The 22822-nt window shown below is 65.1% G+C and carries 24 protein-coding genes and 1 pseudogene; 14 read left to right on the top strand and 11 right to left on the bottom strand.

Annotated features, from left to right (window positions below):
* Positions 1-162: 162 nt before the first annotated feature.
* Both LPW26_RS03980 and pip read right to left on the bottom strand, forming a co-directional pair.
* Positions 163-830 (bottom strand): annotated as a pseudogene (locus tag LPW26_RS03980) (hypothetical protein).
* A gap of 21 nt (positions 831-851) precedes the next feature.
* A complete protein-coding gene (pip, locus tag LPW26_RS03975) occupies positions 852-1868 on the bottom strand; it encodes a prolyl aminopeptidase (RefSeq protein ID WP_238732984.1) in 1017 nt (338 codons plus the stop codon).
* Between the two features lie 136 nt (positions 1869-2004).
* Here pip and LPW26_RS03970 point away from each other — a divergent pair, with 136 nt between their 5' ends.
* The 5 genes from LPW26_RS03970 (at position 2005) to LPW26_RS03950 (ending at position 6516) form a co-directional block, all read left to right on the top strand.
* The gene (locus LPW26_RS03970) at positions 2005-2262 is read left to right on the top strand and encodes a DUF6894 family protein (RefSeq protein WP_238732983.1); all 258 of its coding nucleotides are present in this window, start codon (positions 2005-2007) and stop codon (positions 2260-2262) included.
* A gap of 70 nt (positions 2263-2332) precedes the next feature.
* On the top strand, positions 2333-3730 hold the full coding sequence (locus LPW26_RS03965; RefSeq protein ID WP_238732982.1) for an amidase family protein: 1398 nt from the start codon (positions 2333-2335) through the stop codon (positions 3728-3730).
* A 22-nt stretch (positions 3731-3752) separates the two neighbouring features.
* Positions 3753-4229 carry a glutathione peroxidase gene (locus tag LPW26_RS03960; RefSeq protein WP_238732981.1) on the top strand — a complete coding sequence of 159 codons (477 nt, stop codon included), beginning with the start codon at positions 3753-3755 and terminating at the stop codon, positions 4227-4229.
* A complete protein-coding gene (locus tag LPW26_RS03955) occupies positions 4226-4483 on the top strand; it encodes a DUF3297 family protein (RefSeq protein ID WP_238732980.1) in 258 nt (85 codons plus the stop codon). The genes LPW26_RS03960 and LPW26_RS03955 overlap by 4 nt, the downstream gene beginning before the upstream one ends.
* Positions 4484-4740: 257 nt before the next feature.
* Entirely contained in the window at positions 4741-6516 is a 1776-nt protein-coding gene (locus LPW26_RS03950; RefSeq protein WP_238732979.1) for a B12-binding domain-containing radical SAM protein, read from the top strand.
* A gap of 702 nt (positions 6517-7218) precedes the next feature.
* Here LPW26_RS03950 and LPW26_RS03945 read toward each other — a convergent pair.
* Positions 7219-7503, bottom strand: coding sequence for a GIY-YIG nuclease family protein (locus tag LPW26_RS03945; protein ID WP_238732978.1), 285 nt, complete (start codon positions 7501-7503; stop codon positions 7219-7221).
* Positions 7504-7615: 112 nt separating this feature from the next.
* Between LPW26_RS03945 and LPW26_RS03940 the strand changes: the two genes are divergently transcribed.
* From LPW26_RS03940 to LPW26_RS03925, 4 genes are all read left to right on the top strand, one after another.
* Positions 7616-7957 (top strand): hypothetical protein, encoded by a 342-nt coding sequence (locus LPW26_RS03940; RefSeq protein ID WP_238732977.1) that lies wholly within the window; start codon positions 7616-7618, stop codon positions 7955-7957.
* Between the two features lie 136 nt (positions 7958-8093).
* A complete protein-coding gene (locus tag LPW26_RS03935; RefSeq protein WP_238732976.1) occupies positions 8094-9023 on the top strand; it encodes an SMP-30/gluconolactonase/LRE family protein in 930 nt (309 codons plus the stop codon).
* 146 nt (positions 9024-9169) lie between these two features.
* A complete protein-coding gene (locus LPW26_RS03930) occupies positions 9170-9781 on the top strand; it encodes a GNAT family N-acetyltransferase (protein ID WP_238732975.1) in 612 nt (203 codons plus the stop codon).
* Positions 9782-9889: 108 nt separating this feature from the next.
* On the top strand, positions 9890-10174 hold the full coding sequence (locus LPW26_RS03925) for a hypothetical protein (RefSeq protein WP_119856617.1): 285 nt from the start codon (positions 9890-9892) through the stop codon (positions 10172-10174).
* Between the two features lie 134 nt (positions 10175-10308).
* Here the strand turns inward: LPW26_RS03925 and LPW26_RS03920 are convergent, their stop codons facing one another.
* The 6 genes from LPW26_RS03920 to LPW26_RS03895 form a co-directional block, all read right to left on the bottom strand.
* The gene (locus LPW26_RS03920; protein WP_238732974.1) at positions 10309-11295 is read right to left on the bottom strand and encodes a PDR/VanB family oxidoreductase; all 987 of its coding nucleotides are present in this window, start codon (positions 11293-11295) and stop codon (positions 10309-10311) included.
* A gap of 12 nt (positions 11296-11307) precedes the next feature.
* Positions 11308-12063, bottom strand: coding sequence for a GntR family transcriptional regulator (locus tag LPW26_RS03915; protein ID WP_238732973.1), 756 nt, complete (start codon positions 12061-12063; stop codon positions 11308-11310).
* A 3-nt stretch (positions 12064-12066) separates the two neighbouring features.
* Positions 12067-13110: an aromatic ring-hydroxylating dioxygenase subunit alpha gene (locus LPW26_RS03910; RefSeq protein ID WP_238732972.1), complete on the bottom strand. Its 1044-nt coding sequence runs from the start codon at positions 13108-13110 to the stop codon at positions 12067-12069.
* 223 nt (positions 13111-13333) lie between these two features.
* Positions 13334-14176: an AAA family ATPase gene (locus tag LPW26_RS03905; protein WP_238732971.1), complete on the bottom strand. Its 843-nt coding sequence runs from the start codon at positions 14174-14176 to the stop codon at positions 13334-13336.
* A 121-nt stretch (positions 14177-14297) separates the two neighbouring features.
* Positions 14298-14552, bottom strand: a complete 255-nt coding sequence (locus tag LPW26_RS03900) for a GlsB/YeaQ/YmgE family stress response membrane protein (RefSeq protein WP_238732970.1) — start codon at positions 14550-14552, stop codon at positions 14298-14300.
* Positions 14553-14909: 357 nt separating this feature from the next.
* Positions 14910-15113: a hypothetical protein gene (locus tag LPW26_RS03895; protein ID WP_238732969.1), complete on the bottom strand. Its 204-nt coding sequence runs from the start codon at positions 15111-15113 to the stop codon at positions 14910-14912.
* A 126-nt stretch (positions 15114-15239) separates the two neighbouring features.
* On the opposite strand from LPW26_RS03895, the gene LPW26_RS03890 reads away from it, so the two are divergent.
* The 3 genes from LPW26_RS03890 (at position 15240) to sseA (ending at position 17951) form a co-directional block, all read left to right on the top strand.
* Complete coding sequence (locus LPW26_RS03890) at positions 15240-16415, top strand: vWA domain-containing protein (RefSeq protein ID WP_119856514.1); 1176 nt, start codon at positions 15240-15242, stop codon at positions 16413-16415.
* 143 nt (positions 16416-16558) lie between these two features.
* Positions 16559-16981, top strand: coding sequence for a rhodanese-like domain-containing protein (locus LPW26_RS03885; RefSeq protein ID WP_238732968.1), 423 nt, complete (start codon positions 16559-16561; stop codon positions 16979-16981).
* A 112-nt stretch (positions 16982-17093) separates the two neighbouring features.
* Complete coding sequence (gene sseA, locus LPW26_RS03880) at positions 17094-17951, top strand: 3-mercaptopyruvate sulfurtransferase (RefSeq protein WP_238732967.1); 858 nt, start codon at positions 17094-17096, stop codon at positions 17949-17951.
* A gap of 11 nt (positions 17952-17962) precedes the next feature.
* Here sseA and LPW26_RS03875 read toward each other — a convergent pair whose 3' ends face one another.
* Positions 17963-19048, bottom strand: a complete 1086-nt coding sequence (locus LPW26_RS03875) for a hypothetical protein (protein WP_238732966.1) — start codon at positions 19046-19048, stop codon at positions 17963-17965.
* 375 nt (positions 19049-19423) lie between these two features.
* On the opposite strand from LPW26_RS03875, the gene LPW26_RS03870 reads away from it, so the two are divergent.
* Complete coding sequence (locus tag LPW26_RS03870) at positions 19424-20626, top strand: L,D-transpeptidase family protein (RefSeq protein ID WP_238733060.1); 1203 nt, start codon at positions 19424-19426, stop codon at positions 20624-20626.
* Between the two features lie 88 nt (positions 20627-20714).
* On the opposite strand, the gene LPW26_RS03865 is transcribed toward LPW26_RS03870, so the two are convergent.
* Positions 20715-20930: a hypothetical protein gene (locus tag LPW26_RS03865; RefSeq protein WP_238732965.1), complete on the bottom strand. Its 216-nt coding sequence runs from the start codon at positions 20928-20930 to the stop codon at positions 20715-20717.
* 226 nt (positions 20931-21156) lie between these two features.
* Between LPW26_RS03865 and ettA the strand changes: the two genes are divergently transcribed.
* Positions 21157-22806 carry an energy-dependent translational throttle protein EttA gene (gene ettA / locus LPW26_RS03860; protein WP_238732964.1) on the top strand — a complete coding sequence of 550 codons (1650 nt, stop codon included), beginning with the start codon at positions 21157-21159 and terminating at the stop codon, positions 22804-22806.
* Positions 22807-22822: the final 16 nt, after the last annotated feature.

The following is a 22822-nucleotide window of genomic DNA, read 5'->3' as shown; positions in this document are numbered from 1 at the left end:
CACATCCATCCCGATAGGGTGCGGACGGACATTGCCAAGCTTGTTGACGCGCAAACCGCCAAAGGGTTCCGAATGAGGAGCTATCGCAAAGCTGTGATGGCCGGATGAAAGTCCGGCCGAACGATTGCCTGCCGATCGGGCAATTCGCCGGAAGCTGCGTTCTTACGACGCTGCAAGGTCGCTCCGGGCAAGGTCCCACAGCAATTTGTACACGCCCGCCGAAATCAGCTCCGGCCCAATGGTGCTGTCGAACCGTTCGGCCATCGCAGTCTTGACGGCGGCCTCGTCGGTGCCCTCGACCACCACGAACCAGTCTGAGGCCCCCGGGCTAGTGACGCCCGGCGGGTCGGTCAGGGGCCGCGACAAGGTCGGATCGTTCTCCAGCAGATGCATCGCGATCAGGCCGTCTCGCGACAGCAGGTCGCGCGGGGCAAGGATCGTGGCGCGTAGCGCGGCCTCGTTGCCGGCACGAGGCCGCAGCCGCGCCAGTCCGATCACTGCGCCGCGGCCCTGACCATGGCTTTCGGTGACCCGTGCGACACCGCGGATCATGTTTTTGAACTTTGCGATATTGCGGTTCGACCACTCGGTCTGGTTGGCAAGTGCCACTCGATAAGCGGGCTGCTCAGCACATCGAAGCTACGCGTCGCGTACAAGGCGAGATATTTCGGCGCCGCATCCACCGCGATGTAGCGCCGCGCTTCCAGGAAGCCATCGATCGCAACGCGCTCGGCGAGGTGTTCGCGGTCGTACCAGCGGTTGAAATCGGCCTCGTCGGCGGCATCGATGTCCATCGACGTCAGCAGCATTCCCTTGGCGACGAGCGGCATCCAGCGATCCTTGTCCTGCCTTCAATGCGATGATGGGCCGCTGCGCGAGCCGGAACCAGTGCTACGGTCCGCGACGTCGTTGATCGCCGCGATCACGGCGTCGCGGATGCCCGGGTCGTATAGCAGATGACCGGCGGCATCGACGGTGCGCACCTCGGTGCCGGGCCAGGCTGCGCTCAGCCGATGTGCGGTCGCGGGAGGGCACAGCAGGTCGTAGCGGCCCTGCACGATGATGCCCGGAATGCCGGCGAGTTTGTCCGCGTCGGCCATCAGCTGATCCGGCCGCATGAAGCAGTCATTGACGAAGTAGTGCGCTTCCATGAAAGGCGTCGTCGGCATCGGCCGTGTATCGCCGGCCTTGTGTGGGTCGAGCCGCGTCCGCTTCGGCGCGATCTGCGACAGGATCGACTCGGTTTCGCCCCAGGCGCGCGCGGCGGGGCCGTGCACCGCAGGATCGGGATCGAGGATGCGCCGCCAATACGCATCGAGAGGCGCGGCGCGTTCGTCCTCGGGCAGCAGCGACAGAAAGTCGGCGTGGAGGTCGGGATAGAATCTCGGCAGCGTTTCCAGGAAGGCGGCTTCGAGCTCGGCGCGCGTGCCGAGGAACGTCGCGCGCAGCACGATGCCGCTGACGCGGTCCGGATGCGCCTGCGCATAGGCCAGCGCCAGCGTCGCCCCCCATGAGCCGCCGACCACCAGCCAGCGCGCGATGCCGAGCGTGCTGCGGATCGCCTCCATGTCGGCGATCAGGTGCGGCAACGTGTTCGCCTCGCGGCCGCCCTTCGGCCCGCTGCGGCCGGCACCGCGCTGATCGAACAACACGGCGTGAAAGCGTTTCGCATCGAACAGCCGGCGATGATCCGGCTGACAGCCGCTGCCGGGCCCGCCGTGCAGATACACCGCCGCGACACCGTTGGGGTTGCCGCTGGTCTCGACATAGATTGTATGACCGTCGCCGACGTCCAGCATCTGCGAGGTAAGCGGCGCCGCCGCGCTGGTGTGGCCGAGACGGATCTCGCGTTCTGCTTCGGGTGCCATGGCGTTTGGTTACAGCCAAATGCGGCGGAACGCGAGCATGGCAAGCCGGCGACGCGGGAAGGGGCCATGCGGGGGACAGGGTTGCGGATCGCCGGGCGCGACCTCACTTTTGACGCCAGGAAAAACGGAAAGCTGGATGCCAAGGTATTATTTCAACACTCGGATCGGCGCAGAGCTGATTCCCGATCCCGAAGGCGAACACCTGCGGGACGCGGATCACGCCTGGGAGGTGGCGCGCGCCACCATCAGGGAGATCATCAAGACTGAAGCGGCGCAGGTCGACCTGATCCGCGCCAGCCTCGAAGTCACCGACGAGGAGGGCCAGGTCGTGCTTGATTTTCCCTTCAGCGAAGCTCTGGTCGATATGCCGGTGCTGCCGCGGAATCGGCATTGACGGGTCCCCGATTTGACGGTGGCGCCGGGCCGAGGCTCGCATTATCACGTCATTGTCAATCGGGGGGATCATGCAAGAGATCTGGCGACTGTCCGCTACCGAACTGGCCGCGCTGATCGGCGCCCGCAAGCTCTCCGCCCGCGAAGCGACCCAGGCGGCGCTGGATCGGCTCGACGCCGTCAATCCCGCCATCAACGCCGTGATCGATCACCGCCCCGACGAGTCGCGGGCACGCGCCGATGCGGTGGACGCGGCGTTCAAGCGCGGCGACGATGTCGGGCCGCTGGCCGGCGTGCCGGTCACCGTCAAGGTCAACGTCGATCAGCAAGGCTTCGCCACCACGAACGGCGTAACGCTGCAGCGCGACCTGATCGCGGCCTCGAACAACCCGGTGGTCGACAATCTGCTGAAGGCCGGCGCGGTGATCGTCGGCCGGACCAACACGCCCGCCTTCTCCTACCGCTGGTTCACTGCCAACAAGCTGCACGGCGAAACCCTCAACCCGCGCGATCCGTCGATCACGCCTGGCGGCTCGTCGGGCGGAGCCGCCGCCGCACTGACAGCGGGCATCGGCCACATCGCGCACGGCACCGATATCGCCGGTTCGGTGCGCTATCCGGCTTATGCCTGCGGCGTCCACGGCCTGCGGCCGACGCTCGGCCGTATCGCCGCCTACAACGCGTCGTCGCCGGAGCGCGCGATCTGTCCGCAGATCAGCGCCGTCTCCGGGCCGCTGGCGCGGACCATCGCCGACCTGCGGCTTGCGCTCGCGGTCCTGTCGCAGCCCGATGCGCGCGACCCATGGTGGGTGCCGGCGCCGCTGCAGGGGCCGCCGCGCGAGAAGCGTGCAGCGCTGTGCGTCGCGCCGGACGATCTGGCGGTCGTACCGGAAGTCCGCGAGGCGGTGATCGACGCTGGACGCCGTCTCGAGGCCGCAGGCTGGGCGGTCGAACAGATCGACGCCACGCCGCCGCTGCGCGAGGCGGCCGAGCTGCAGGCGCAGTTTTGGCTCGGCGACGGCTACCGGGGCATGCTCGATGCCGCCGAGCGCGAAGGCGACGAGGGTGCGCTCGCCTGCCTCAACGGCAATCGCGCGCGCGAGATCACCGACGCGACGACGCTGTCGCGGCTGCTGGTCCGCCGCGCGACGCTGACGCGCGGCTGGGAGATGTTCTTCCAGCGCTACGCGGTGCTGCTGATGCCGGTATCGGGCGAACTGCCGTTCCCGCAGCGGCTCGACCTCAAGGACGACGCCTCGTTCAAGCGCGTCTGGGCGGCGCAGATGCCGCAGGTCGGCATCCCGTTCGTCGGACTGCCCGGGTTGACGGTGTCGACCGGCCTGGTCGGGCGCGTGCCGGTCGGCGTGCAGCTCGTGGCCGGGCGCTATCGCGAGGATTTGTGCCTGCTCGCCGGTGAAGCGATCGAGGCCGGCGGCACGCCGCCTTCGCCGATCGATCCGGTGCAGTGAACACGTAACAGGACGCCAGGCGATGACATCGCTCTACGATTTTTCCGCAAAGACGCTGGCCGGCGAAGAGATCTCGCTGAAACAGTTCGAAGGGCAGGTTCTGCTGATCGTCAACACAGCCAGCGCCTGCGGCTTCACCCCGCAATACAAGGGCCTCGAGGCTCTGCAGCAGCGCTACGGGGCGCGCGGCTTCTCCGTGCTCGGCTTTCCCTGCAATCAGTTCGGCGCCCAGGAGCCGGGCGATGAGGCACAGATCGCGCAGTTCTGTTCGCGCAATTACGGCGTCAGCTTCCCGATGTTCGCCAAGATCGACGTCAACGGCGCGCAGGCGCATCCGCTGTACAAATTCCTGAAGGGCGAGAAGGGCGGCCTGCTCGGCTCCGGGATCAAGTGGAATTTCACCAAATTTGTGGTCGACCGGAGCGGCCGTGTGGTATCGCGTCACGCGCCGACCACAACGCCGGAATCGCTCGGCAAAGAAATCGAGACGTTGCTATGACCGACCAGACTCAGAACATCGAACTGCCCGATCGCCTCTCGGTCGAGGAATCCAGCCCCTACTACAACGAAGCGGTGCTCGCGCTCGACGTCGGCATCCGTTTCAAGGGCCAGGAGAAGACCAACGTCATCGAATATTGCGTCAGCGAGGGCTGGATCCGCGTCGCCGCCGGCACCGCCAAGGATCGCTTCGGCAACCAGCTTGCCATCAAGGTCCATGGCCCCGTCGAGCCCTTCATCAAGCCGCGCAGCTGAGGCCACCACCACGCCCGCGCTGATGAGTTTTGTTACTGATTGCGCCTTGGTGACATCGTAACGACAGTTTTGATCTGTTTTGGCCGCGAAATTGCGGCATTTCCGCAACGTTGAGGCTGCGGATAGCAGGCCCGCGCCTCTGCGGGCCGTTTGCGCTTGCGGTGGCGCCTCATTCCCGGCAGCATCACCGCTGAATTAGTTAACGACGCCGTCCGATCAGACTTCGTTTCATCACGTCGATTGCAGGGGGATGGCTGGTGTCGATAGTCGAGGACCGCCCGAAGCGTCGCTTCCAGCTGTTACTGATCAAACCTTCGCACTACGGCGACGACGGCTATGTGATCCGCTGGTGGCGCGCCACCATCCCGTCGAACTCGCTGGCCAGTGTGTATGGCATCGCGCAGGAAAGCGCCGCCCGGAAGGTGCTCGGCCCGGATGTCGAGATCGACATCGAGGCGATGGACGAGTTCAACACCCGGATCGACATTCCAAAGCTGCTGAAGAGGTTCGCGGCGAACGGCAATTTCGGCCTGGTCGGACTGATCGGCGTGCAGTCGAACCAGTATCCCCGCGCGCTCGACATCGCCCGGCCGTTCCGCCAGGCCGGCATCCCGGTCGCGATCGGTGGCTTTCACGTCTCGGGCTGTCTGTCGATGCTCGACGGCAAGGCGGTCGATCTCGATGCCTGCCGCGACCTCGGTGTATCGATCTTCGCCGGCGAAGCGGAAGGCCGGATCGATACGCTGCTGCGCGACGCGGCCGAGGGGGACCTGAAGCCGCTGTACAACTATCTGGACGATCTCCCCGGCATCGAAGGCACGCCGGTGCCATATCTGCCGCTCGCCAACGTGAAGCGCACACTCGGTCTGTCGACCTCCTTCGATGCCGGCCGCGGTTGCCCGTATCAGTGCTCGTTCTGCACCATCATCAACGTCCAGGGCCGCAAGTCGCGCTATCGCTCGCCCGACGATGTCGAGGCGCTGGTGCGCGCCAACTGGAAGCAGGGCGTTTCGAAGTTCTTCATCACCGACGACAACTTCGCGCGTAACAAGGATTGGGAGGCGATCCTCGATCGGCTGATCTGGTTGAAGGAAGAGCAGGGCATCCCGCTGGGCTTGCTGATCCAGGTCGATACGCTGTGTCACAAGATCCCGAACTTCATCGAGAAGGCGAAGCGCGCAGGCGTCACCCGCGTGTTTCTCGGCCTCGAGAGTATCAATCCCGAGACGCTGCTCGCCGCCAACAAGCGGCAGAACAAGATCACCGAATATCGCGCAATGCTGCTGGCCTGGAAGGCGCAGGGCATCATCACGCTGGCGGGCTACATCCTCGGCTTTCCGGCCGATACGCCCGAAAGCATTCTCACCGATCTCGACATCATCAAGCGCGAGCTTCCGATCGACATCCTGGAGTTCTTCTGCCTGACGCCGCTCCCAGGGTCGGAAGATCATCAGAAGCTGTGGAAGGCCGGGATCGCGATGGATCCCGACCTCAACAAATACGACATCGAACACGTCTGCACCGCGCACCCGAAAATGTCGCAGCAGCAGTGGGAAGATATCTATCAGCAGGCCTGGCGGCACTATTACGAACCGGCCCACATCGAAACCCTGCTGCGCCGCGCCGGCAGGACCGGCATCAAGATGGACAGCATGGTGAAGCTGCTGCTGACCTTCTCGCTGGCGGTCTCGCTCGAGAACGTTCACCCGCTGCAGAGCGGCGTGTTCCGGTTGCGGCATCCCTCCGAGCGGCGGTCGGGCTTGCCGCGCGAAAATACGCTGCTGTTCTGGCCGCGGCTGGCGATCGAACTGGCGCACAAGACGGGCGTGATCCTGTCGACGGCGTGGGGCCTCGGCAAGGTCGCCTACCGGGTCGCGCGCGATCCCAAGCGCTACGACTACATGGATGCAGCGCTGACGCCGGTGTCGGACGGCGACGAGACCGAGCTCGCGATGTTCACCCACACCGCAGCCGCCAAACAGGCCGTGGCGCACCGCGCCAAGGTGCTGAACCTGACCCGCGGCGCAGCCTGACCAGCGCGAGCGTTAACGTTTGAGCCGCGCTTCGACGCAAAGTGCGAGCTGCCTGGTGCAGTTCTTGTGTCTCGACTGATTGATCGGCCCCGACATGTAGGAACCAAAGCGGCCAAGTGATGATTCGTAGTGATTCGTCGCCGCTTCGTTCTTCTCGTGTTCCATACGTTAAAGTCGCGCTGCCCGCCTGTCACACCGCGGGACATGTCTGGTCATCCACGGGGGCCTTGAGCGGGCTTAATGGACTGATTTAAGCGTCGCCGTCTCCTCGATTGCGCAGCCGTTATCCCGAGCACAAATTCCGTCATGGGCGGGCTTGTCCCGGCCATCTACGCCTTCGATGCGTTTGCGTCAGCAAGACGTGGATGCCCGGCACAAGGCCGGGCATGACGGGTGCAGACGAAAGTGCCTGATTTCAAAGGGCATCTTTCCGGTCAGTCTCCCGTAGCCGCGGGGGCATCGCGATTGGTGGTCCGTATCTGCGTTAACCACTTGGCGCACCGGCACCGCACATGCTGCGCCCGATCATGGCAGTGCTTGTGTCATGCCCTGTGGATCGCGGCCTACATTTGGGGCCAGACCTGCCCGAACGCTGATTCGATGCGATTCGGGCCCGGTTCGTTCCGCCGCTGTTCCAAACGTTAAAATGCGGGTGGGGCTCTGTCGCAAACCGGCACAGACCAGCTTCGCCGAAACCAGCGCTCAGGCTTTCAGACCCCGCGCCTTGGCAACGAGGCTACGTCTGAACGCGCGATCGCGCTTGAGGTGCCATTCGCGGCTCATCGCGTCCTGCCGGCTGGTGAAGCGTTCGCTGTGGATCAGCACCCAGCTTCGCCCGCGGGTCGAGCGCGCGCCCGTGCCGGCATTGTGCTGGGCCAGACGGCGGTCGAGGTCGAGCGTCCAGCCGACATAGGTGAGGTAGCGGCTCGCGCTCGCGCAGCCGAGCACGTAGACGAAACACTCTTCCTCGGCGGCGATCTCTTGCATCGTTCGAATCTCGCATGGCCGCCCGAGTCCGGCAATCCGCCGCGGGCCCGCAGCGTTGACAGCGCCGGGCGAAAGCCGCTTGGCTGGCGTGCAATCAATGAGGGAGAGCGTGATGATCGGCAGAGCGGTGGCGTGGACGATGGTGGCGGCGCTGCTCGGCAGCAGCACGGCGCTGGCCCAGGACGTGCCCGGCATCGAGATCTGCACGGCCGAGAAGACCATGGAACGGCGCACCAGCTGCCTGCAGAGCAACGTGAATTTCCTGAAGACGTCGATCGACAAAGTGCGGCTCGAACAGCAGCAGAAGCTCGATGCAGCCAACCGCCAGATCGAGGCGCTCAAGACCACGCTGGCGGCGATGCAGAAGACCGTCGAGCAGCTCCAGTCGGCACAGAAGAAGCCGGAGCCCGCGGCCGCGAAAGATACGTCTCCGGCCAAGACCGACGCCAAGTAACAGCCGCGACGCCTGCCGCTTCGCGGAATTCAACGCAGCGCTGCGCTTGGCAGCACACGCCGACATGCCTAACATCCCGCCGACAACAGGGCGGGGGTCTTAATCCGCCCGGCAACAACAGCCATCGGGAGGATCCATGTCCAACATCCGCATTCTTGCTACCGATCTCGCATTCCCCGAAGGTCCGGTGGTGATGCCCGATGGCTCGGTGGTGTTGGTCGAGATCCGCGCGCAGCAACTGACGCGCATCTGGCCCGATGGCCGCAAGGAAGTCGTCGCCAAGGTGCCGGGCGGGCCGAACGGCGCGGCGCTCGGTCCCGACGGCAAGATGTACATCTGCAACAATGGCGGTTTCGGCTGGTTTCCGTCGCGCGGCACGATGATGCCCGGCGCACCGGCCGCGCACGAATACATCGGCGGCTCGATCCAGCGCATCGACCTGCAGAGCGGCGCGGTCGAGACGCTGTTCGATAAATGCGGCGAGCATCCGCTGAAGGGGCCGAACGATCTGGTGTTCGACAAGCACGGCGGGCTGTGGTTCACCGATCTCGGCAAGCGCCGCGCCCGCGACATGGATGTCGGCGCCGCGTACTACATCAAGCCGGGCATGAGCGAGATCACCGAGCAGGTGTTCGGCACGCTGCCGCTCAACGGCATCGGATTGTCGCCCGACGAGACCACGATGTATGCGGCCGAGACACCGACCGCGCGGCTGTGGGCCTACGACATCACGGCGCCGGGCGAGGTGAAGCCGCGCGACGTGATCTATCGCGGCGAGAAGGGCAAGCCGATCGCCGGCCTCGGCGGCTATCAGATGTTCGACTCGCTGGCGGTCGAAGCCGGCGGCAATGTCTGCGTCGCCACCCTGGTGTCGGGCTGCATCTCGGTCATCGCGCCCGACGGCTCGCTGGTCGAACAGGTGCCGACCGGCGACCGCGTCACCACCAACATCGCATTCGGCGGCCCCGATCTGAAGACCGCCTACATCACGCTGTCCGGCAAGGGCGAACTGATCGCCATGGACTGGCCGCGCGGAGGCTTGCCGCTGAATTTCTTGAATAAGTAAGCGATTGTTCAAGGCAAACGACTGCCTCTCCGTCATGTCCCGGGCATCTACGCCTTGCAGCGCCGATCCGAAAAAGACGTGGATGGCCGGGACAAGCCCGGCCATGACGGCTAAGTTGGGTTCCCCTCAACAAGGAAGTTACGCCGATGCCCTGGCTCGAACCCGTCACCCTCAGTGGACCGCACGCGACGCTGGAGCCGCTGCAGCCGGCGCATCGCGACGGGCTAATCGAGGCTGTGCAGGACGGCGAGTTGTGGAAGCTGTGGTACACTTTCATTCCCGAGCCCGCCAAGATGGAGGCGGAGATCGCGCGGCGGCTGGCGCTGCAGGCGCAGGGCGCGATGCTGCCGTGGACGGTGAGAGATGCGGACGGCCGGATCGCCGGCATGACGACATACATGAATGTCGACGCTGCCAACCGCCGCGTCGAGATCGGCTCGACCTGGTACGCATCGCGTGTGCAGCGGACCGGGCTGAATACGCAGTGCAAACTGCTGCTGCTCCAGCATGCCTTCGAGGCTCTTGATTGTATCGCCGTGGAGTTCCGCACCCACTTCTTCAATCACCAGTCCCGGCGCGGCATTGAGCGGCTTGGCGCCAAGCAGGATGGTATCCTGCGCAATCACCAGATCGCACCAAACGGAACGCTGCGTGACACGGTGGTGTATTCTATCATCGCCGCGGAGTGGCCGACCGTGAAGGCGCATCTGAACTACCAGCTGACGACGAAGCCGCGGAACGGCCGGGTTCCAGTGTGATCCCCGGCAGAAAGCTAACTGCTTGCTGATCCAAAGAACCATCGGTTAAACTGAGTTGGTTTGATTTACATCATTCCGGGGCCAGGCCGGCTCCGCCATGCTACGACAATGCCGTTCTACCGCTTTCACGTCTGCGATCCGATCAACCGCGTCGATGGCCCGGGCCACGACGGAGCGGCGCTCGCTGACGATATCGACGCGACGCTGTTCGCGGCTGGCGTCATCCAGCGGCTGATCCAGTTGCAGCCCACCGTGCCCAAGACCTGGGCCATCGAGATCATGCAGGACCATCGCCGCGTCTGCGCGCTGCCATTCGACAAAGGCTGCCAGGTGATGCTGCGGCCCGAATGGGTTTGCGATCAGCCGACCGACGTGCACGAAGGCTGGCGCTGAGCGTCTTCAGCAACGCCAGTCGCAAGCCGGCCAACCGCCGTTCCCCGTCATTGCCAGCGCCGCGAAGCAATCCAGCCGCAGTGTGCGGGACTGGATTGCTTCGTCGGCTTCGCCTCCTCGCGATGACGCGAGGACTAAACCGCTCCCGGCAGCTGCTCCGCCCGGTACAACGTGTCGATCGTCACGGTTCCGTTCGCGCGCGACACGCAGGGGCAGATCTTGGCGCTATGCTGTTTTTGCTCGGCGCTGAAGAAGACATCGCGGTGGTCGATCTCGCCGTCCACGCTCGCGACATCGACGGCGCAGACGCCGCATTCGCCGCGCTGACAATCCGAGATCACGTCGAAGCCGGCGGCGTTGAGGACGTCGAGCATCGAGCGATCGCGCGGCACCAGGATTTCCTGGCCGGTCGGCTCGATCCGAACCCGGAACTCGCGGGTCGGCAGCCGGCCGCTCGATCCGAACGTTTCGAAGCACAGGTCGCTGGCGGCCCGGCCGGCGTTGGCCCAGGCATGCTTCGCCGCTTCGAGCATGCGCAGCGGCCCGCACAGAACCGCGATAGCGTCGTCGGGAAGGGCCGCAAAGGTGGCGTCCAGGTCGAGCCCTGCGCCGGCCGCGCTCGGGTGAACGCGGAGCCGCTCGCCGAGCAGCGCGCCCAGCTCGCCCTGCAGCGCGGCGTCCTCGTGGGATTTCACCGCATAGTGCATCGACAGGCCGACATCCTTGCGGGCTAGCGCGGCCGCGATGCCGAGCATCGGCGTGACGCCGATGCCGCCGGCGATCAGGCAATAGTGCTTTCGGCTCCAGTCGATCTCGAACAGCGATGTCGGGTTGGTGATCTCCAGGCGATTGCCCGGCTGCAGCGCCCACATCGCGCGCGAGCCACCACGGCTGTCGTCGGCGAGGCGCACGGCGATGCGCAGCAGACCATCCGCGCAGGGGATCAGTGAGTAGCTGCGCCGCTCCGGCTGACCATCGATCAGCACCGTGACGCTGATGTGGCTGCCCGGCGCCCAGTTGCCGACCGCGACGTCCGGCTTCAGGGTCATTTCCCGGATCGACGGGGCGAGGTCGCGGGTGGCGACGACGGTGGCGTGGCTCCAGTGCTCGGCGAAACGCATCGGGACTCCGTCCTATCTGTCCGCGGCGGACGTCACCAGCGTCAGCGCCGGCAGCAATTCCAGATGGGTGCGGTTGCGCAGCGCGAGCCGCAGATTGCGCACCGCGAGCCGCGCATGTTCGCGCATCACCGCCTCGGCGCGGCCGCCTTCACGGTTCTCGATCGCGTCGACGACGATGCGATGGTGGTCCTGCGCAATCATCAGGATCTGGTGCGCCTCGGGCAGCGCCGACTGCGCCATCACGAAAGCACTCGGCGAGGCGAAGGGCAGGGCGGCAACGCGATCGATCTGCCGCATCACTGGGCCGCTGCCGGACAGCTCGTTGAGCAGCGCGTGGAAACGCGCATTCAGCGACACGTAGGCCGAGAACGCTTCGACCGAGATCGAATCCTGCTTCACCAGCTGATCGATATCGGCGAGGCATTCCTTCAGCGGCTCGAGCTGCCGTGCACTGGCGCCGCGTTCTGCGGCGAACCGCGCCGCGAGACCTTCCATGGTGCCGCGCAATTCGATCGAGTCGAGGATGTCCCGCTCCGAGAATGCCTTAACCATGAAGCCGCCCGACGGGATCGCCTGCAGCAGGCCTTCGTCCTCCAGCCGGACCAGCGCCATGCGCACCGGCGTGCGCGACACGCCGGTGATATCGACGGCCTGAAGCTCGGAGATGCGCTCGCCGGCGCGGAGCTGGCCGGACAGCACCATGTCGCGCAACGCGAGCTGCGCGCGCACGGTCTGCGACATCGAGCGGTCTGCGGCTTTCTCGCTCATCGCTTACTCCGCAGCCTGCAGCCGCGGCGCTGCTTCCTTCGCCGTCATCCGGTCGATCAGCCTGCGCGACCACATCGCGCCGGCGTCGATGTTGAGATTGTAGAACACGCGATCCGGATTCTCGCTGATCGCGCGCTGCTGGGCTTCGAGGATGATCTCGTCCTCGCCGAAGATGCCGGCGACGCCTTCGCGGATCTCGGTGGTCAGGCGCTGCTCGGTCAGTCGGTAGTTGCGCACGAAGGCCCAGAAGTAATGACAGGTGGTCTCGGTCTCGGGCGTCATGGTGTTGAGCACGAAGCCGTTGACGCCCTGCGAACGATCGCCCTCCGGTGCACCGCTTCCCGCGGGAGCGACGCCGACGTCGATCGTCACCGTCCCGGGCGCCTCGAAGCGGATGATCTGCCAGCGATCGACCAGCCCGGGTTTGCGTAGCTGCGCGGTCCAGAACGGCGGCGCCTCGATTCCCCGCATCCAGCGCGTCACAGTGACGGTGCGGTCACCATGCGTGACGTCGAACGGTGCCTCGGCGACCGCCTCGTTGCCGATCGACGAGCCGTGCACATACGTCTCGTGGGTCAGGTCCATCAGATTGTCGACGACGAGCCGCCAGTCGCATTTGACGTGAATGGTCTTGCCGTCACCGGCCCAGGCGGGGTCGTTGTTCCAGTGCATGTCCGGCACCAGCGCCGGATCGGCCATCGTCGGATCGCCCATCCACAGCCAGATGAAGCGATGGCGCTCCACGACCGGATAACTACGCACGCAAGCCGACGGGTTGATGGTCTCCTGCGACGGCATGTAGGTGCAGCGGCCCTGAGCGTTGAATTTCAGCCCGTGATAACCGCAGACTACGGTGTCGCCCTCGAGCCGGCCCTTGGACAACGGCACCAGCCGATGCCAGCAGGCGTCTTCGAGCGCCGCGACGCTGCCGTCGCTCTTCCGATACATCACCACATGTTTGCCGCATATCGTGCGCGGCAGCAGCGCGTGCTTGATGTCGGCATCCCACGCCGCCGCATACCAGGCGTTCAGCGGAAAAGCGGGCATCGCGGCCTCCCTGAGATCTTCTGTTGGGTCCAGAATGTATACAGGAAGCGCGTGGAGGCAAGCAAAATCCCAGTTGAATGATAAAATCGAACTTATTTATGTATACTGAATGGGTTGCACTTGGGACCGGCATTGCGATCGACGCCCCAAAACGGAAAATGCCCGGGCCAGGCCCGGGCATCGTGGTCAAGAAGGTAAGATCGGCGCTCTGATGGCCGTGCGGTCAGACCTCGCGCCGGCTCAGGAACGCCAGCCGCTCGAACAGGTGGACGTCCTGCTCGTTCTTCAAGAGAGCGCCGTGCAGCGGCGGGATCAACTTGCGCGGGTCACGTTCCTTGAGCTGCTCCGGGGTCATCTCCTCGTTGAGCAGCAGCTTCAGCCAGTCCAGCAGTTCGGAGGTCGACGGCTTCTTCTTCAGGCCGGGCACGTCGCGGACTTCGAAGAAGATCTTGAGTGCTTCCGCCACCAGGCGCTGCTTGATGCCGGGGAAGTGGACGTCGACGATCGCCTGCATGGTGTCGGCGTCGGGGAACTTGATGTAGTGGAAGAAGCAGCGGCGCAAGAAGGCGTCGGGCAGCTCTTTCTCGTTATTCGAGGTGATCACCACGATCGGCCGCTTCTCGGCGCGGATGGTTTCACCTGTCTCGTAGACGTGGAATTCCATGCGGTCGAGTTCGAGCAGCAGGTCGTTGGGGAATTCGATGTCGGCCTTGTCGATCTCGTCGATCAGCAGCACCGGGCGCTGGTCGTGGGTGAAGGCATCCCAGAGCTTGCCGCGCTTGATGTAGTTCTTGATGTCCGACACGCGCGGATCACCGAGCTGACTGTCGCGCAGGCGCGAGACGGCGTCGTATTCGTAAAGACCCTGCTGCGCTTTCGTCGTGGACTTGATGTGCCAGGTCAGAAGCGGGGCACCGAGCGCGCGCGCGACTTCCTCGGCCAGCACGGTCTTGCCGGTGCCGGGCTCGCCTTTCACCAAGAGCGGCCGCTCGAGCACGATCGCCGCATTGACGGCGACCTTGAGGTCGTCGGTCGCCACATAGTCCTTGGTGCCGGTAAACTTCATGCGTTTCTGCCTCGTCTGTGAACAGGCGGCGCGCGCCATTCTTGTTGTTTGTTTGTTGCGTCTTCGGGTGGTGGCCCATCCCCGCTGCGACCCGAAGATCGCAGCGCCGATCGCCTGCGTATCAGGCTCTGCGGATCATGGCCAGCAGCACCAGCACGATCACCGCGCCGATCGCGGCGTTGATGATCGCCCGAAAGATCCCGCTGCCGAGCGAGACGCCCAGGAACGGCAGCAGCCATCCGGCCACCACCGCGCCGACGATGCCGACGGCCATATTGCCGATCAGTCCGAAGCCACCGCCGCGCACCAGCAGGCCCGCGAGCCAGCCGGCGATTGCGCCCACCAGGAGCCAGACAATGATGGAATCGATACCCATGGAGGGTCCCCCTTGATGCCTTGCATGCGGGCAATGTGCCGCAGTGCGCCAACCTTAGGGGAAACCGGCCCGCAGGGTCTAGGCGTTTGGAACTCGGAAGCTGGCCTTTGCCGAGGTAGCGGCGCTTGTACCCTTTTCCGGAATTAGCGTCGCATGGTCGCCCCGCGCGATGGCGGCAACGCTGCGATGACGGCCGCCGCGCTTGGTTTGACAAAGCGCCATGTCGGCGCGTCGGCATCGGCGCCCGCGAGTACGAGCCAGTGCGCTCAAATTCCGCAAAGGGGGAATTCAGCGCGTCGACTTCGTCCGCAATCTCCTCGCGGCGTGGCACGTCACGGAGCGTGCAGACGATATCGATCAGGCGATCGCGGCGCCGCGCTCGCGCAGGGTTCCTTGGAACCGCCGGCGATTGCGTAGCTGCCCCGCAAGGAGGGCGACCGACAATACGATGCCGGCATGCAGCGCGGGTCCGACCGGCCGCATCGGAGCGAATGCCATCACTCCGGCGCGCAAGGGCGACTGCTTGATCCTATGCGCGAGCGTATGCATCAGGTTGCGCATCTCCGTCTGGCTCTGATGATCGGATTGTTCCGTTTGACGGCATTTGAGCTCCCGGGCCTGTTTTCATCAGACAGGGCGCCTTCCTGCGCACTTGACGCCCGGCACCGCTCGGGCAATCTGTTTGTCATGTTCCTTCAGTTCTTCACGTCGCTGCGCGACGCCCAGGTGCCGGTCACTCTCCGCGAATATCTGACCTTGATGGCGGCGCTCGATGCCGACCTCGCGGATCAGAGCGTCGAGAATTTCTACTATCTGTCGCGCGCCGCGCTGGTCAAAGACGAGCGTAATCTCGACAAATTCGATCGGGTGTTCGGCGCCACCTTCAAGGGTTTGGAAAATCTCCTCGACGCCATGGAGAAGGCCGAGATCCCGGCCGAATGGCTGAAGAAGCTCGCCGAGAAGTATCTAACCGAGGAAGAGAAGAAGCAGATCGAGGCCATGGGCTGGGACAAGCTCATGGAGACGCTGAAGAAGCGCCTCGAGGAACAGAAGAAGCGGCACCAGGGCGGCAACAAGTGGATCGGCACCGCCGGGACGTCGCCGTTCGGCGCCGAAGGCTACAACCCGGAAGGCGTGCGGATCGGCCAGGAGAAGAGCCGCCACCAGCGCGCGGTGAAGGTCTGGGACAAGCGCGAGTTCAAGGATCTCGACGGCAATGTCGAGCTCGGCATTCGCAACATCAAGGTGGCATTGCGCCGGCTGCGCAAGTTCGCCCGCACCGGTGCGCCCGACGAACTCGATCTCGACACCACGATCCGCGAGACCGCCAATCACGGCTATCTCGACGTGCACATGCGCCCGGAGCGGCGCAACGCCGTCAAGGTGCTGGTGTTCTTCGATATCGGCGGGTCGATGGATTCGCACATCGCCCAGGTCGAGGAACTGTTCTCGGCGGCGAAGAGCGAGTTCAAGCACATGGAGTATTTCTACTTCCACAACTGCCTGTACGAAGGCGTGTGGAAGCAGAACAAGCGCCGCTTCACCGACCGCACCCCGACCTGGGACGTGCTGCACAAGTTCCCGCACGACTACAAGGTCGTGTTCGTCGGCGATGCGTCGATGAGCCCCTACGAGATCATGGTGCCGGGCGGCTCGGTCGAGCACGTCAACGAGGAAGCCGGTTCGGTCTGGCTGGACCGCGTGCTGCGCACCTATCCGCACGCGGTGTGGCTCAATCCGGTGGCGCAGCGGCACTGGGACTATTCGGAATCCACCACGATCATCCGCCGGCTGTTCTCGGAGCGGATGTATCCCATCACGATCGAGGGTCTCGAAGGCGCGATGCGCGAGCTCGTGCGCTGAGCGGGCCATCCGCCGTCGTTTCGGGGCGCGGGCGCAAGCTTGCGAACCGGGAAGTCCCCACCAGTTGATAGCGAGATCCCGGGAGCGCGCTTCGTACGCCCCGCAATGACCGAGCCGATCAAAAGTCGAACGAGGAAATCGCCATGCCCCAGACCATCACCCGCGGCATCAAGACAATGGTCGACGAGGCCAATGCTACAATCGAGACGCTCTCCACCGCCGATGCGATCGCGCTGCATCAATCGGGCGCCGATGACGTGGTGATCGTCGACATTCGCGATCCGCGCGAGATCGAGCGCGACGGCAAGATCCCGGGGTCGTTCTCCTGCACCCGCGGCATGCTGGAATTCTGGATCGATCCGCAAAGCCCCTACGCCAAGCCGATCTTCCAGCAGGACAAGAAGTTCGTGTTCTACTGCGCCGGCGGCCTGCGTTCGGCGCTGGCCGCCAAGACCGCCTATGACATGGGGCTGAAGCCGGTCGCCCATATCGACGGCGGGTTCGGCGCCTGGCGTAGTGCCGGCGGTCCGGTCGAGGCTTGGACGCCGAAGGCGCCGAAAGGCTGAGGCCAATCCCATAGCGGTGGCTTGACGAGAGCGGCCGTTCTCCGTTCTCAATGCGACCCGGGCGAGCCGTCCGAAAGACCGCTCGCCTCCTATCAGTGCCGAGGATTGGCCGATGACCATGACCGATGATCCGCTGGTGCCCACCGAATGGCTCGCGGCGCGATTGGGCGACCCCACCGTCAAGGTGCTGGACGCGTCGTTCAAGATGCCGGGGGTGATGCCGCGGCCGGGCGACGACTATCTGGCGGCCCACATCCCCGGCGCGGTGTATTTCGATGTCGAGGAAGTTTGTGACGCCAGCGACCCGCGGCCTCATATGTTTCCGGATGCCGCGCAGTTCGCCCGGGATGTCGCGGCGATGGGTGTCTCGACTGGCGACACGGTGGTGATCTACGACGCCGGCGGCTGGGTTGCGGCGCCGCGCGCGTGGTGGATGTTCCTGTCGTTCGGCCACGATCGGGTTCGCATCCTCGACGGCGGATTGAAGAAATGGCAGGCGGAGGGCAGGCCGGTCGAGGCTGGAAAGCCGTCGCCGGCGCCCGGCAAGTTCACAGCGCAGCTTGATCCGAACTACCTGCGCAGCAAGCAGCAACTGGTCGACAATCTCGACAGCGCGGCCGAGCAGGTGATCGATGCGCGCGCGGCAGATCGCTTCGAGGGGCGCGTGCCAGAGCCGCGGCCGGGGCTGCGGGCCGGCCACATTCCAGGCAGTCGCAATCTGCCCTACAATGAATTGTTCGATGCCGCGACCGGCGTCATGAAGTCGCCGGCCGAGCTACGTGTGGCGTTCGAACGTGCCGGCGTGGCGCTCGAGCGGCCGATCGTCACCAGCTGCGGATCCGGCGTATCGGCGGCCGTGCTGACCCTGGCGCTGTACAGGCTGGGTGTGCGCGGGAGCGCGCTCTACGACGGCTCGTGGTCGGAATGGGGACTGACCGACGGTCCGCCAGTCGCGGTGGGGCCCGCTTAGAGAACCCTTCCTCAGGTCGGTGGAAAGCCGAACGGCTGCACTGGCGCCAGGGCCGGTCGCGCGAAAACCGGGGTCGAGCTGCGCACTTCCGTCTGGCGTCGGCGCTTGACCTTGCGCTTCACCTGCTGTGGCTTGGTCGCCTTCTGCTTCGTCGCCGATGGCTTTTCGGCCTTGTCGTCTGGCGGCGAGATTGATGACGTCGTCTCCGGTGTGCTCGGCTCCGCCGCTCGCTCCTGCGCCGTGTCGGAGGAGCTTGGCTGCTCCGAGGTGCTGACCGCCGGCTTGGCCGGCGCACGCGGATCCCGGCGCGGCGTGGGGATCCGGCCGGTCAAGGCCGCAACCTGAGGCAACGGCTCGACGTCTTCGTTGGTCGCGGCCTCTGTGGCGGCTGGCTTGGGCGCCGCGGTTGGCTCGTCGGGTTTGGCCGTTTCCGGAGAGGCCGACTGTGCGGTCTCCGCTGTCTCAGCGGCGGGCTTGTCGGGTTCAGGCGTCGCTCCGGCCTCTGGGGCGCTAGCATGCGATCCAGGCGTCGGAGGCGGGAGCGTAGCTGGAGCGGAAGCTGTCTGCGCCGCGACATCGAGCGCCGCCTGATCGGACTTCGCGGCCTCCACCGCCGTTGCATGGGCAGCGTCGCGCTCCGGGAGGTTGAGGTTGGCCTGCTGGGACGGTTTGTCCGCTTTGGCGGGTGCCGGCGATGGCGCTGCGGCAACGCCCTCCGGCGGCGTGGCATTCGCTGTTGCGTTCGTTGCCTCCACGCGCGCGGACTTCGGCTCGTCGCTGCGCACCTCCGGTTTCAACTCGCTCGAGGTCGAGGCTAGCGGAGCGGTTTCCGGCTCCGGAGCGGGGGCCGAGGATGCAGCTGCAGGAGCGCTCGGCGGTTGCGGATCAAGCGCCGGTTCGACGCGCAACATGCTCAGTGCCGGCATTGGCGGTTCGGTCGGGCGCGCCGCGAACTGGACAGGGGTCGGGCGCACCGTCATGACATTGGCGAACTGCTCATGGGAGGCTCGCAAAAGCGCCGCGGCGCCGAGCCCAAACACCAGCATCGAGACCGCAAGCGCAACCGCCGCAAACAGGAACCGGATTCCGGGAAGCATCTCGGGTTCATTCCATCTTCGGGCGACGAGCGCGCGAAGGCACTTGAGCAAACAAAACGCGGCGACAGTACTCGCTGAGATCGAACGGCGGGACGCATGCGCGCCGCGAATCACAGCAAATCGAGAATAGCCCAACGGGTTTGCAGCAGGCCGCCAAAATTTCGATCGCGGGGCTGCGGTGGGAGATCAGGGGCACGATCACGACGCGCCCGTCAGGGCAAGGCACCCGCCGCATCAAAGCGCGACAAAAGCGGCACACAGGGCCGAATAACCCCGAATTTGGCGCGAATGTGCCGGTCTCGTCTTGAATGTGCCGTGATCCTCCTGCATCTGCGCGTTAACGATCCGGTCTCGGCTTCGGTGTATAAGCGGGCGATGATGAACAATCGAATCTTGACGTTGTTGGCAACGGCTGCGGCGATCGCGGCCGGAACTTCTCTCGCGCAGGCGCAGAGCTATCCTCCGGCCTCGGGCGCCTATGCGACGGCAGCTCCCGGCGAATATCGCCGCCAGATGCCGGATTTCGACAATGTTGACGACGAAGAGGGCCAGTCGGCTGGGCCGTCAGCAGCCTTGCCGCCGCCGGGCCCGGTGGTGTCGCCGGATGATCCCCGTTACGGCCGTCCGGCCGGTGCATCCGTGTACTCCGAGCGCGCGCCGGTGCCGCAGGGTCCGGTGATGTCGCCGGACGATCCGCGCTACGGCCGCCCGATGGAAGCCCCGGTGTATTCGGATCGCGGGCCGGCGCCACAGGGCCCGGTGATGTCGCCCGATGATCCGCGCTATGGTCGTCCGGCCGGTCCGCCGGCGGTGATCTATTCCAACACGGGTGACGGTTCGCCGCGGCCGCCGGAAGGGGTCGGGCAGTCCGGGGCGCCGCAGCAGGCCACCGGTTCGGTGCAGGGCACGCCGCAGCTCGGTGCCGATGGCCGGCCGATGCAGGTTGCCGCGCTGCCGCCGGAAGAGCAGCCCGACGCCGATCAAAGCTATCAACTGCCGCCGAACCTGCGCCGTCAGGAAGTCGCCTTCCAGACCAAGGAGCCGGCCGGCACCATCGTGGTCGATACCAGCAACACCTATCTGTACTACGTGCTCGGCAACGGTCGCGCGATGCGCTACGGCGTCCGCGTCGGGCGCGACGGCTTCACCTGGACCGGCGTGCAGAAGATCACCCGCAAGGCGGAGTGGCCGGATTGGCATCCGCCGACCGAGATGATCGAACGCCAGCCCTATCTGCCGCGCTTCATGGCCGGCGGCCCGGGCAACCCGCTTGGCGCCCGCGCGATGTATCTCGGCTCGACCGTCTATCGCATCCACGGCACCAATCAGCCCTCGACGATCGGCAAGTTCGTGTCCTCGGGTTGCATCGGCATGCTGAACGACGATGTCAGCGACCTGTTCGAGCGCGCCAAGGTCGGCACGCGCGTGGTGGTGCTTCCGGGCGGTGCGCCGACCGCAAGCGCCAAGCCGCAGCCGATCGCCTCCGCGTCGCCTTCGGCTCCGCCTCAGATGTCGGCGGCACCCGTCGCCCAGCCGACCTCGGTGGCGCCGCTGCCCGCGCCGGTCACGATCCGCTAATCGGGGGCACAGCCCTGCACAGCAAAACGCCCGCGCAGAGCCGTCTGCGCGGGCTTTTTGCTGTCTGGGATTGGTCTGTCGGCGAGAGTCAGCTGTCGTGGGGCATTCGGATCGCGTCGCGGCCATGCTTGGCACGCCAAGCCGGGCCGGGGCCCCGCATGTAGTGAAGCTCCGGCCGATAGGGGCTGAAAGCCTGGACGAAGAACTGGCTCCAGAACTCGCCGATTTCCTGGATCAAGCCTGCGCGGTGCGCGGTGCGCTCGATCGGCTCGGGCTGAACCGGCGTCGATAGGAAGCGTCCCATGATGGCCTCGTGGTGAGTGCCGGCGGAAGCAGCACGCGCCGTGGCACGTCTCGACTGTTGATCCAGCTCCTTAAGAATTGGTGCGAATTGTCCGCATCGGCGCACCGGTTGTTGCGATGCTGAACGATCGGTTAACCGGCGGCCCCCTTCGGGTTGCCCTTTGCCGGCCGCACAGTTACATCAGCGGCAACCGATTTCCCCGCACGCACCGCGCTCAAGGACCACGATGGCTCGCCAGTTCGTCTATTTCATGCAGGGTCTGACCAAGGCCTATCCGACCCGCAAGGTGCTGGATAACGTTCATCTGTCGTTCTACCCGGACGCCAAGATCGGCGTGCTCGGCGTCAACGGCGCCGGCAAATCGACCCTGCTCAAGATCATGGCGGGGATCGACAAGGAATATACCGGCGAGGCCTGGGTCGCCGAAGGTGCTCGCGTCGGTTACCTCGAACAGGAGCCGCATCTCGATCCCGCACTGAATGTGCGCGAGAACGTCATGCTCGGCGTCGCCAAGCAGAAGGCGATCCTCGATCGCTACAACGAGCTGGCGATGAACTACTCCGACGAGACCGCCGACGAGATGACGGCGCTTCAGGATCAGATCGAAGCCGCCGGCCTGTGGGATCTTGACAGCAAGGTCGATCAGGCGATGGACGCGCTGCGCTGCCCGCCCGACGACGCCGACGTGACCAAACTTTCGGGCGGCGAGCGCCGCCGCGTCGCACTGTGCAAGTTGCTGCTCGACCAGCCCGAACTGCTGCTGCTCGACGAACCGACCAACCATCTCGACGCCGAAAGCGTGTCGTGGCTGGAGAGCCATCTGCGCGCCTATCCGGGTGCGATCCTGATCGTCACCCACGATCGTTACTTCCTCGACAACGTCACCTCCTGGATTCTCGAGCTCGATCGCGGCAAGGGGATTCCCTACGAGGGCAACTACTCGTCCTGGCTGGTGCAGAAGCAGAAGCGGCTTCTGCAGGAGGGGCGCGAGGATGCGGCCCATCAGAAGACGCTGGAACGCGAGCAGGAGTGGATCGCGTCCTCGCCCAAGGCTCGCCAGGCTAAGTCCAAGGCACGCTATCAGCGTTATGACGAACTGCTCGCCAAGGCCAGCGAGAAGCAGACCCAGACCGCGCAAATCATCATTCCGGTCGCTGAGCGGCTCGGTAACAACGTCGTCGAGTTCGATCATCTGACCAAGGGCTTCGGTGACAAGCTGCTGATCGACGATCTGACCTTCAAGCTGCCGCCCGGCGGCATCGTCGGCGTGATCGGCCCGAACGGCGCCGGCAAGACTACTCTGTTCCGGATGATCACCGGGCAGGAGAAGCCGGACGGCGGCACCATCACGGTCGGCGAGACCGTGCATCTCGGCTACGTCGATCAGTCACGTGACAGCCTCGATGCCAAGAAGACGGTGTGGGAGGAGATTTCCGGCGGCAACGAGCTGATCCTACTCGGCAAGAAGGAAGTCAATTCACGCGGCTATTGTTCGTCGTTCAATTTCAAGGGCGGCGATCAGCAGAAGAAGGTCGGTTCACTGTCCGGCGGTGAGCGCAATCGCGTCCATCTCGCCAAGATGCTGAAGTCCGGCTCCAACGTGCTGCTGCTCGACGAACCGACCAACGACCTCGACGTCGACACGCTGCGTGCGCTCGAAGAGGCGCTCGAGGATTTCGCCGGATGCGCGGTGATCATCAGCCATGACCGCTGGTTCCTCGACCGTATCGCCACCCATATCCTGGCGTTCGAGGACGACAGTCACGTCGAGTGGTTCGAGGGCAACTTCCAGGACTACGAGAAGGACAAGATGCGCCGCCTCGGCCAGGACGCCATCATCCCGCATCGGGCGAAGTACAAGAAGCTGACGCGCTGAGGCGACGGGCGAGGCT

The sequence above is a fragment of the Rhodopseudomonas infernalis genome (genome assembly GCF_022271405.1).
Taxonomy (GTDB): domain Bacteria; phylum Pseudomonadota; class Alphaproteobacteria; order Rhizobiales; family Xanthobacteraceae; genus Rhodopseudomonas; species Rhodopseudomonas infernalis.
This window is presented reverse-complemented; position numbering and strand designations above follow the sequence as displayed.

What these genes read in the sequence shown, in the direction of transcription:
- LPW26_RS03920 (WP_238732974.1), bottom strand. Translation starts at nt 11,295, where the DNA reads ATGCGTTTCGCCGAGCACTGGAGCCACGCCACCGTCGTCGCCACCCGC.
- LPW26_RS03930 (WP_238732975.1), top strand. Translation starts at nt 9,170, where the DNA reads ATGCCCTGGCTCGAACCCGTCACCCTCAGTGGACCGCACGCGACGCTG.
- sseA (WP_238732967.1), top strand. Translation starts at nt 17,094, where the DNA reads ATGACCATGACCGATGATCCGCTGGTGCCCACCGAATGGCTCGCGGCG.
- LPW26_RS03890 (WP_119856514.1), top strand. Translation starts at nt 15,240, where the DNA reads ATGTTCCTTCAGTTCTTCACGTCGCTGCGCGACGCCCAGGTGCCGGTC.
- LPW26_RS03915 (WP_238732973.1), bottom strand. Translation starts at nt 12,063, where the DNA reads ATGAGCGAGAAAGCCGCAGACCGCTCGATGTCGCAGACCGTGCGCGCG.
- LPW26_RS03935 (WP_238732976.1), top strand. Translation starts at nt 8,094, where the DNA reads ATGTCCAACATCCGCATTCTTGCTACCGATCTCGCATTCCCCGAAGGT.
- LPW26_RS03970 (WP_238732983.1), top strand. Translation starts at nt 2,005, where the DNA reads ATGCCAAGGTATTATTTCAACACTCGGATCGGCGCAGAGCTGATTCCC.
- LPW26_RS03885 (WP_238732968.1), top strand. Translation starts at nt 16,559, where the DNA reads ATGCCCCAGACCATCACCCGCGGCATCAAGACAATGGTCGACGAGGCC.
- LPW26_RS03910 (WP_238732972.1), bottom strand. Translation starts at nt 13,110, where the DNA reads ATGCCCGCTTTTCCGCTGAACGCCTGGTATGCGGCGGCGTGGGATGCC.
- LPW26_RS03940 (WP_238732977.1), top strand. Translation starts at nt 7,616, where the DNA reads ATGATCGGCAGAGCGGTGGCGTGGACGATGGTGGCGGCGCTGCTCGGC.
- LPW26_RS03905 (WP_238732971.1), bottom strand. Translation starts at nt 14,176, where the DNA reads ATGAAGTTTACCGGCACCAAGGACTATGTGGCGACCGACGACCTCAAG.
- pip (WP_238732984.1), bottom strand. Translation starts at nt 1,868, where the DNA reads ATGGCACCCGAAGCAGAACGCGAGATCCGTCTCGGCCACACCAGCGCG.
- ettA (WP_238732964.1), top strand. Translation starts at nt 21,157, where the DNA reads ATGGCTCGCCAGTTCGTCTATTTCATGCAGGGTCTGACCAAGGCCTAT.
- LPW26_RS03870 (WP_238733060.1), top strand. Translation starts at nt 19,424, where the DNA reads ATGATGAACAATCGAATCTTGACGTTGTTGGCAACGGCTGCGGCGATC.
- LPW26_RS03955 (WP_238732980.1), top strand. Translation starts at nt 4,226, where the DNA reads ATGACCGACCAGACTCAGAACATCGAACTGCCCGATCGCCTCTCGGTC.
- LPW26_RS03900 (WP_238732970.1), bottom strand. Translation starts at nt 14,552, where the DNA reads ATGGGTATCGATTCCATCATTGTCTGGCTCCTGGTGGGCGCAATCGCC.
- LPW26_RS03960 (WP_238732981.1), top strand. Translation starts at nt 3,753, where the DNA reads ATGACATCGCTCTACGATTTTTCCGCAAAGACGCTGGCCGGCGAAGAG.
- LPW26_RS03895 (WP_238732969.1), bottom strand. Translation starts at nt 15,113, where the DNA reads ATGCGCAACCTGATGCATACGCTCGCGCATAGGATCAAGCAGTCGCCC.
- LPW26_RS03945 (WP_238732978.1), bottom strand. Translation starts at nt 7,503, where the DNA reads ATGCAAGAGATCGCCGCCGAGGAAGAGTGTTTCGTCTACGTGCTCGGC.
- LPW26_RS03875 (WP_238732966.1), bottom strand. Translation starts at nt 19,048, where the DNA reads ATGCTTCCCGGAATCCGGTTCCTGTTTGCGGCGGTTGCGCTTGCGGTC.
- LPW26_RS03865 (WP_238732965.1), bottom strand. Translation starts at nt 20,930, where the DNA reads ATGGGACGCTTCCTATCGACGCCGGTTCAGCCCGAGCCGATCGAGCGC.
- LPW26_RS03925 (WP_119856617.1), top strand. Translation starts at nt 9,890, where the DNA reads ATGCCGTTCTACCGCTTTCACGTCTGCGATCCGATCAACCGCGTCGAT.
- LPW26_RS03965 (WP_238732982.1), top strand. Translation starts at nt 2,333, where the DNA reads ATGCAAGAGATCTGGCGACTGTCCGCTACCGAACTGGCCGCGCTGATC.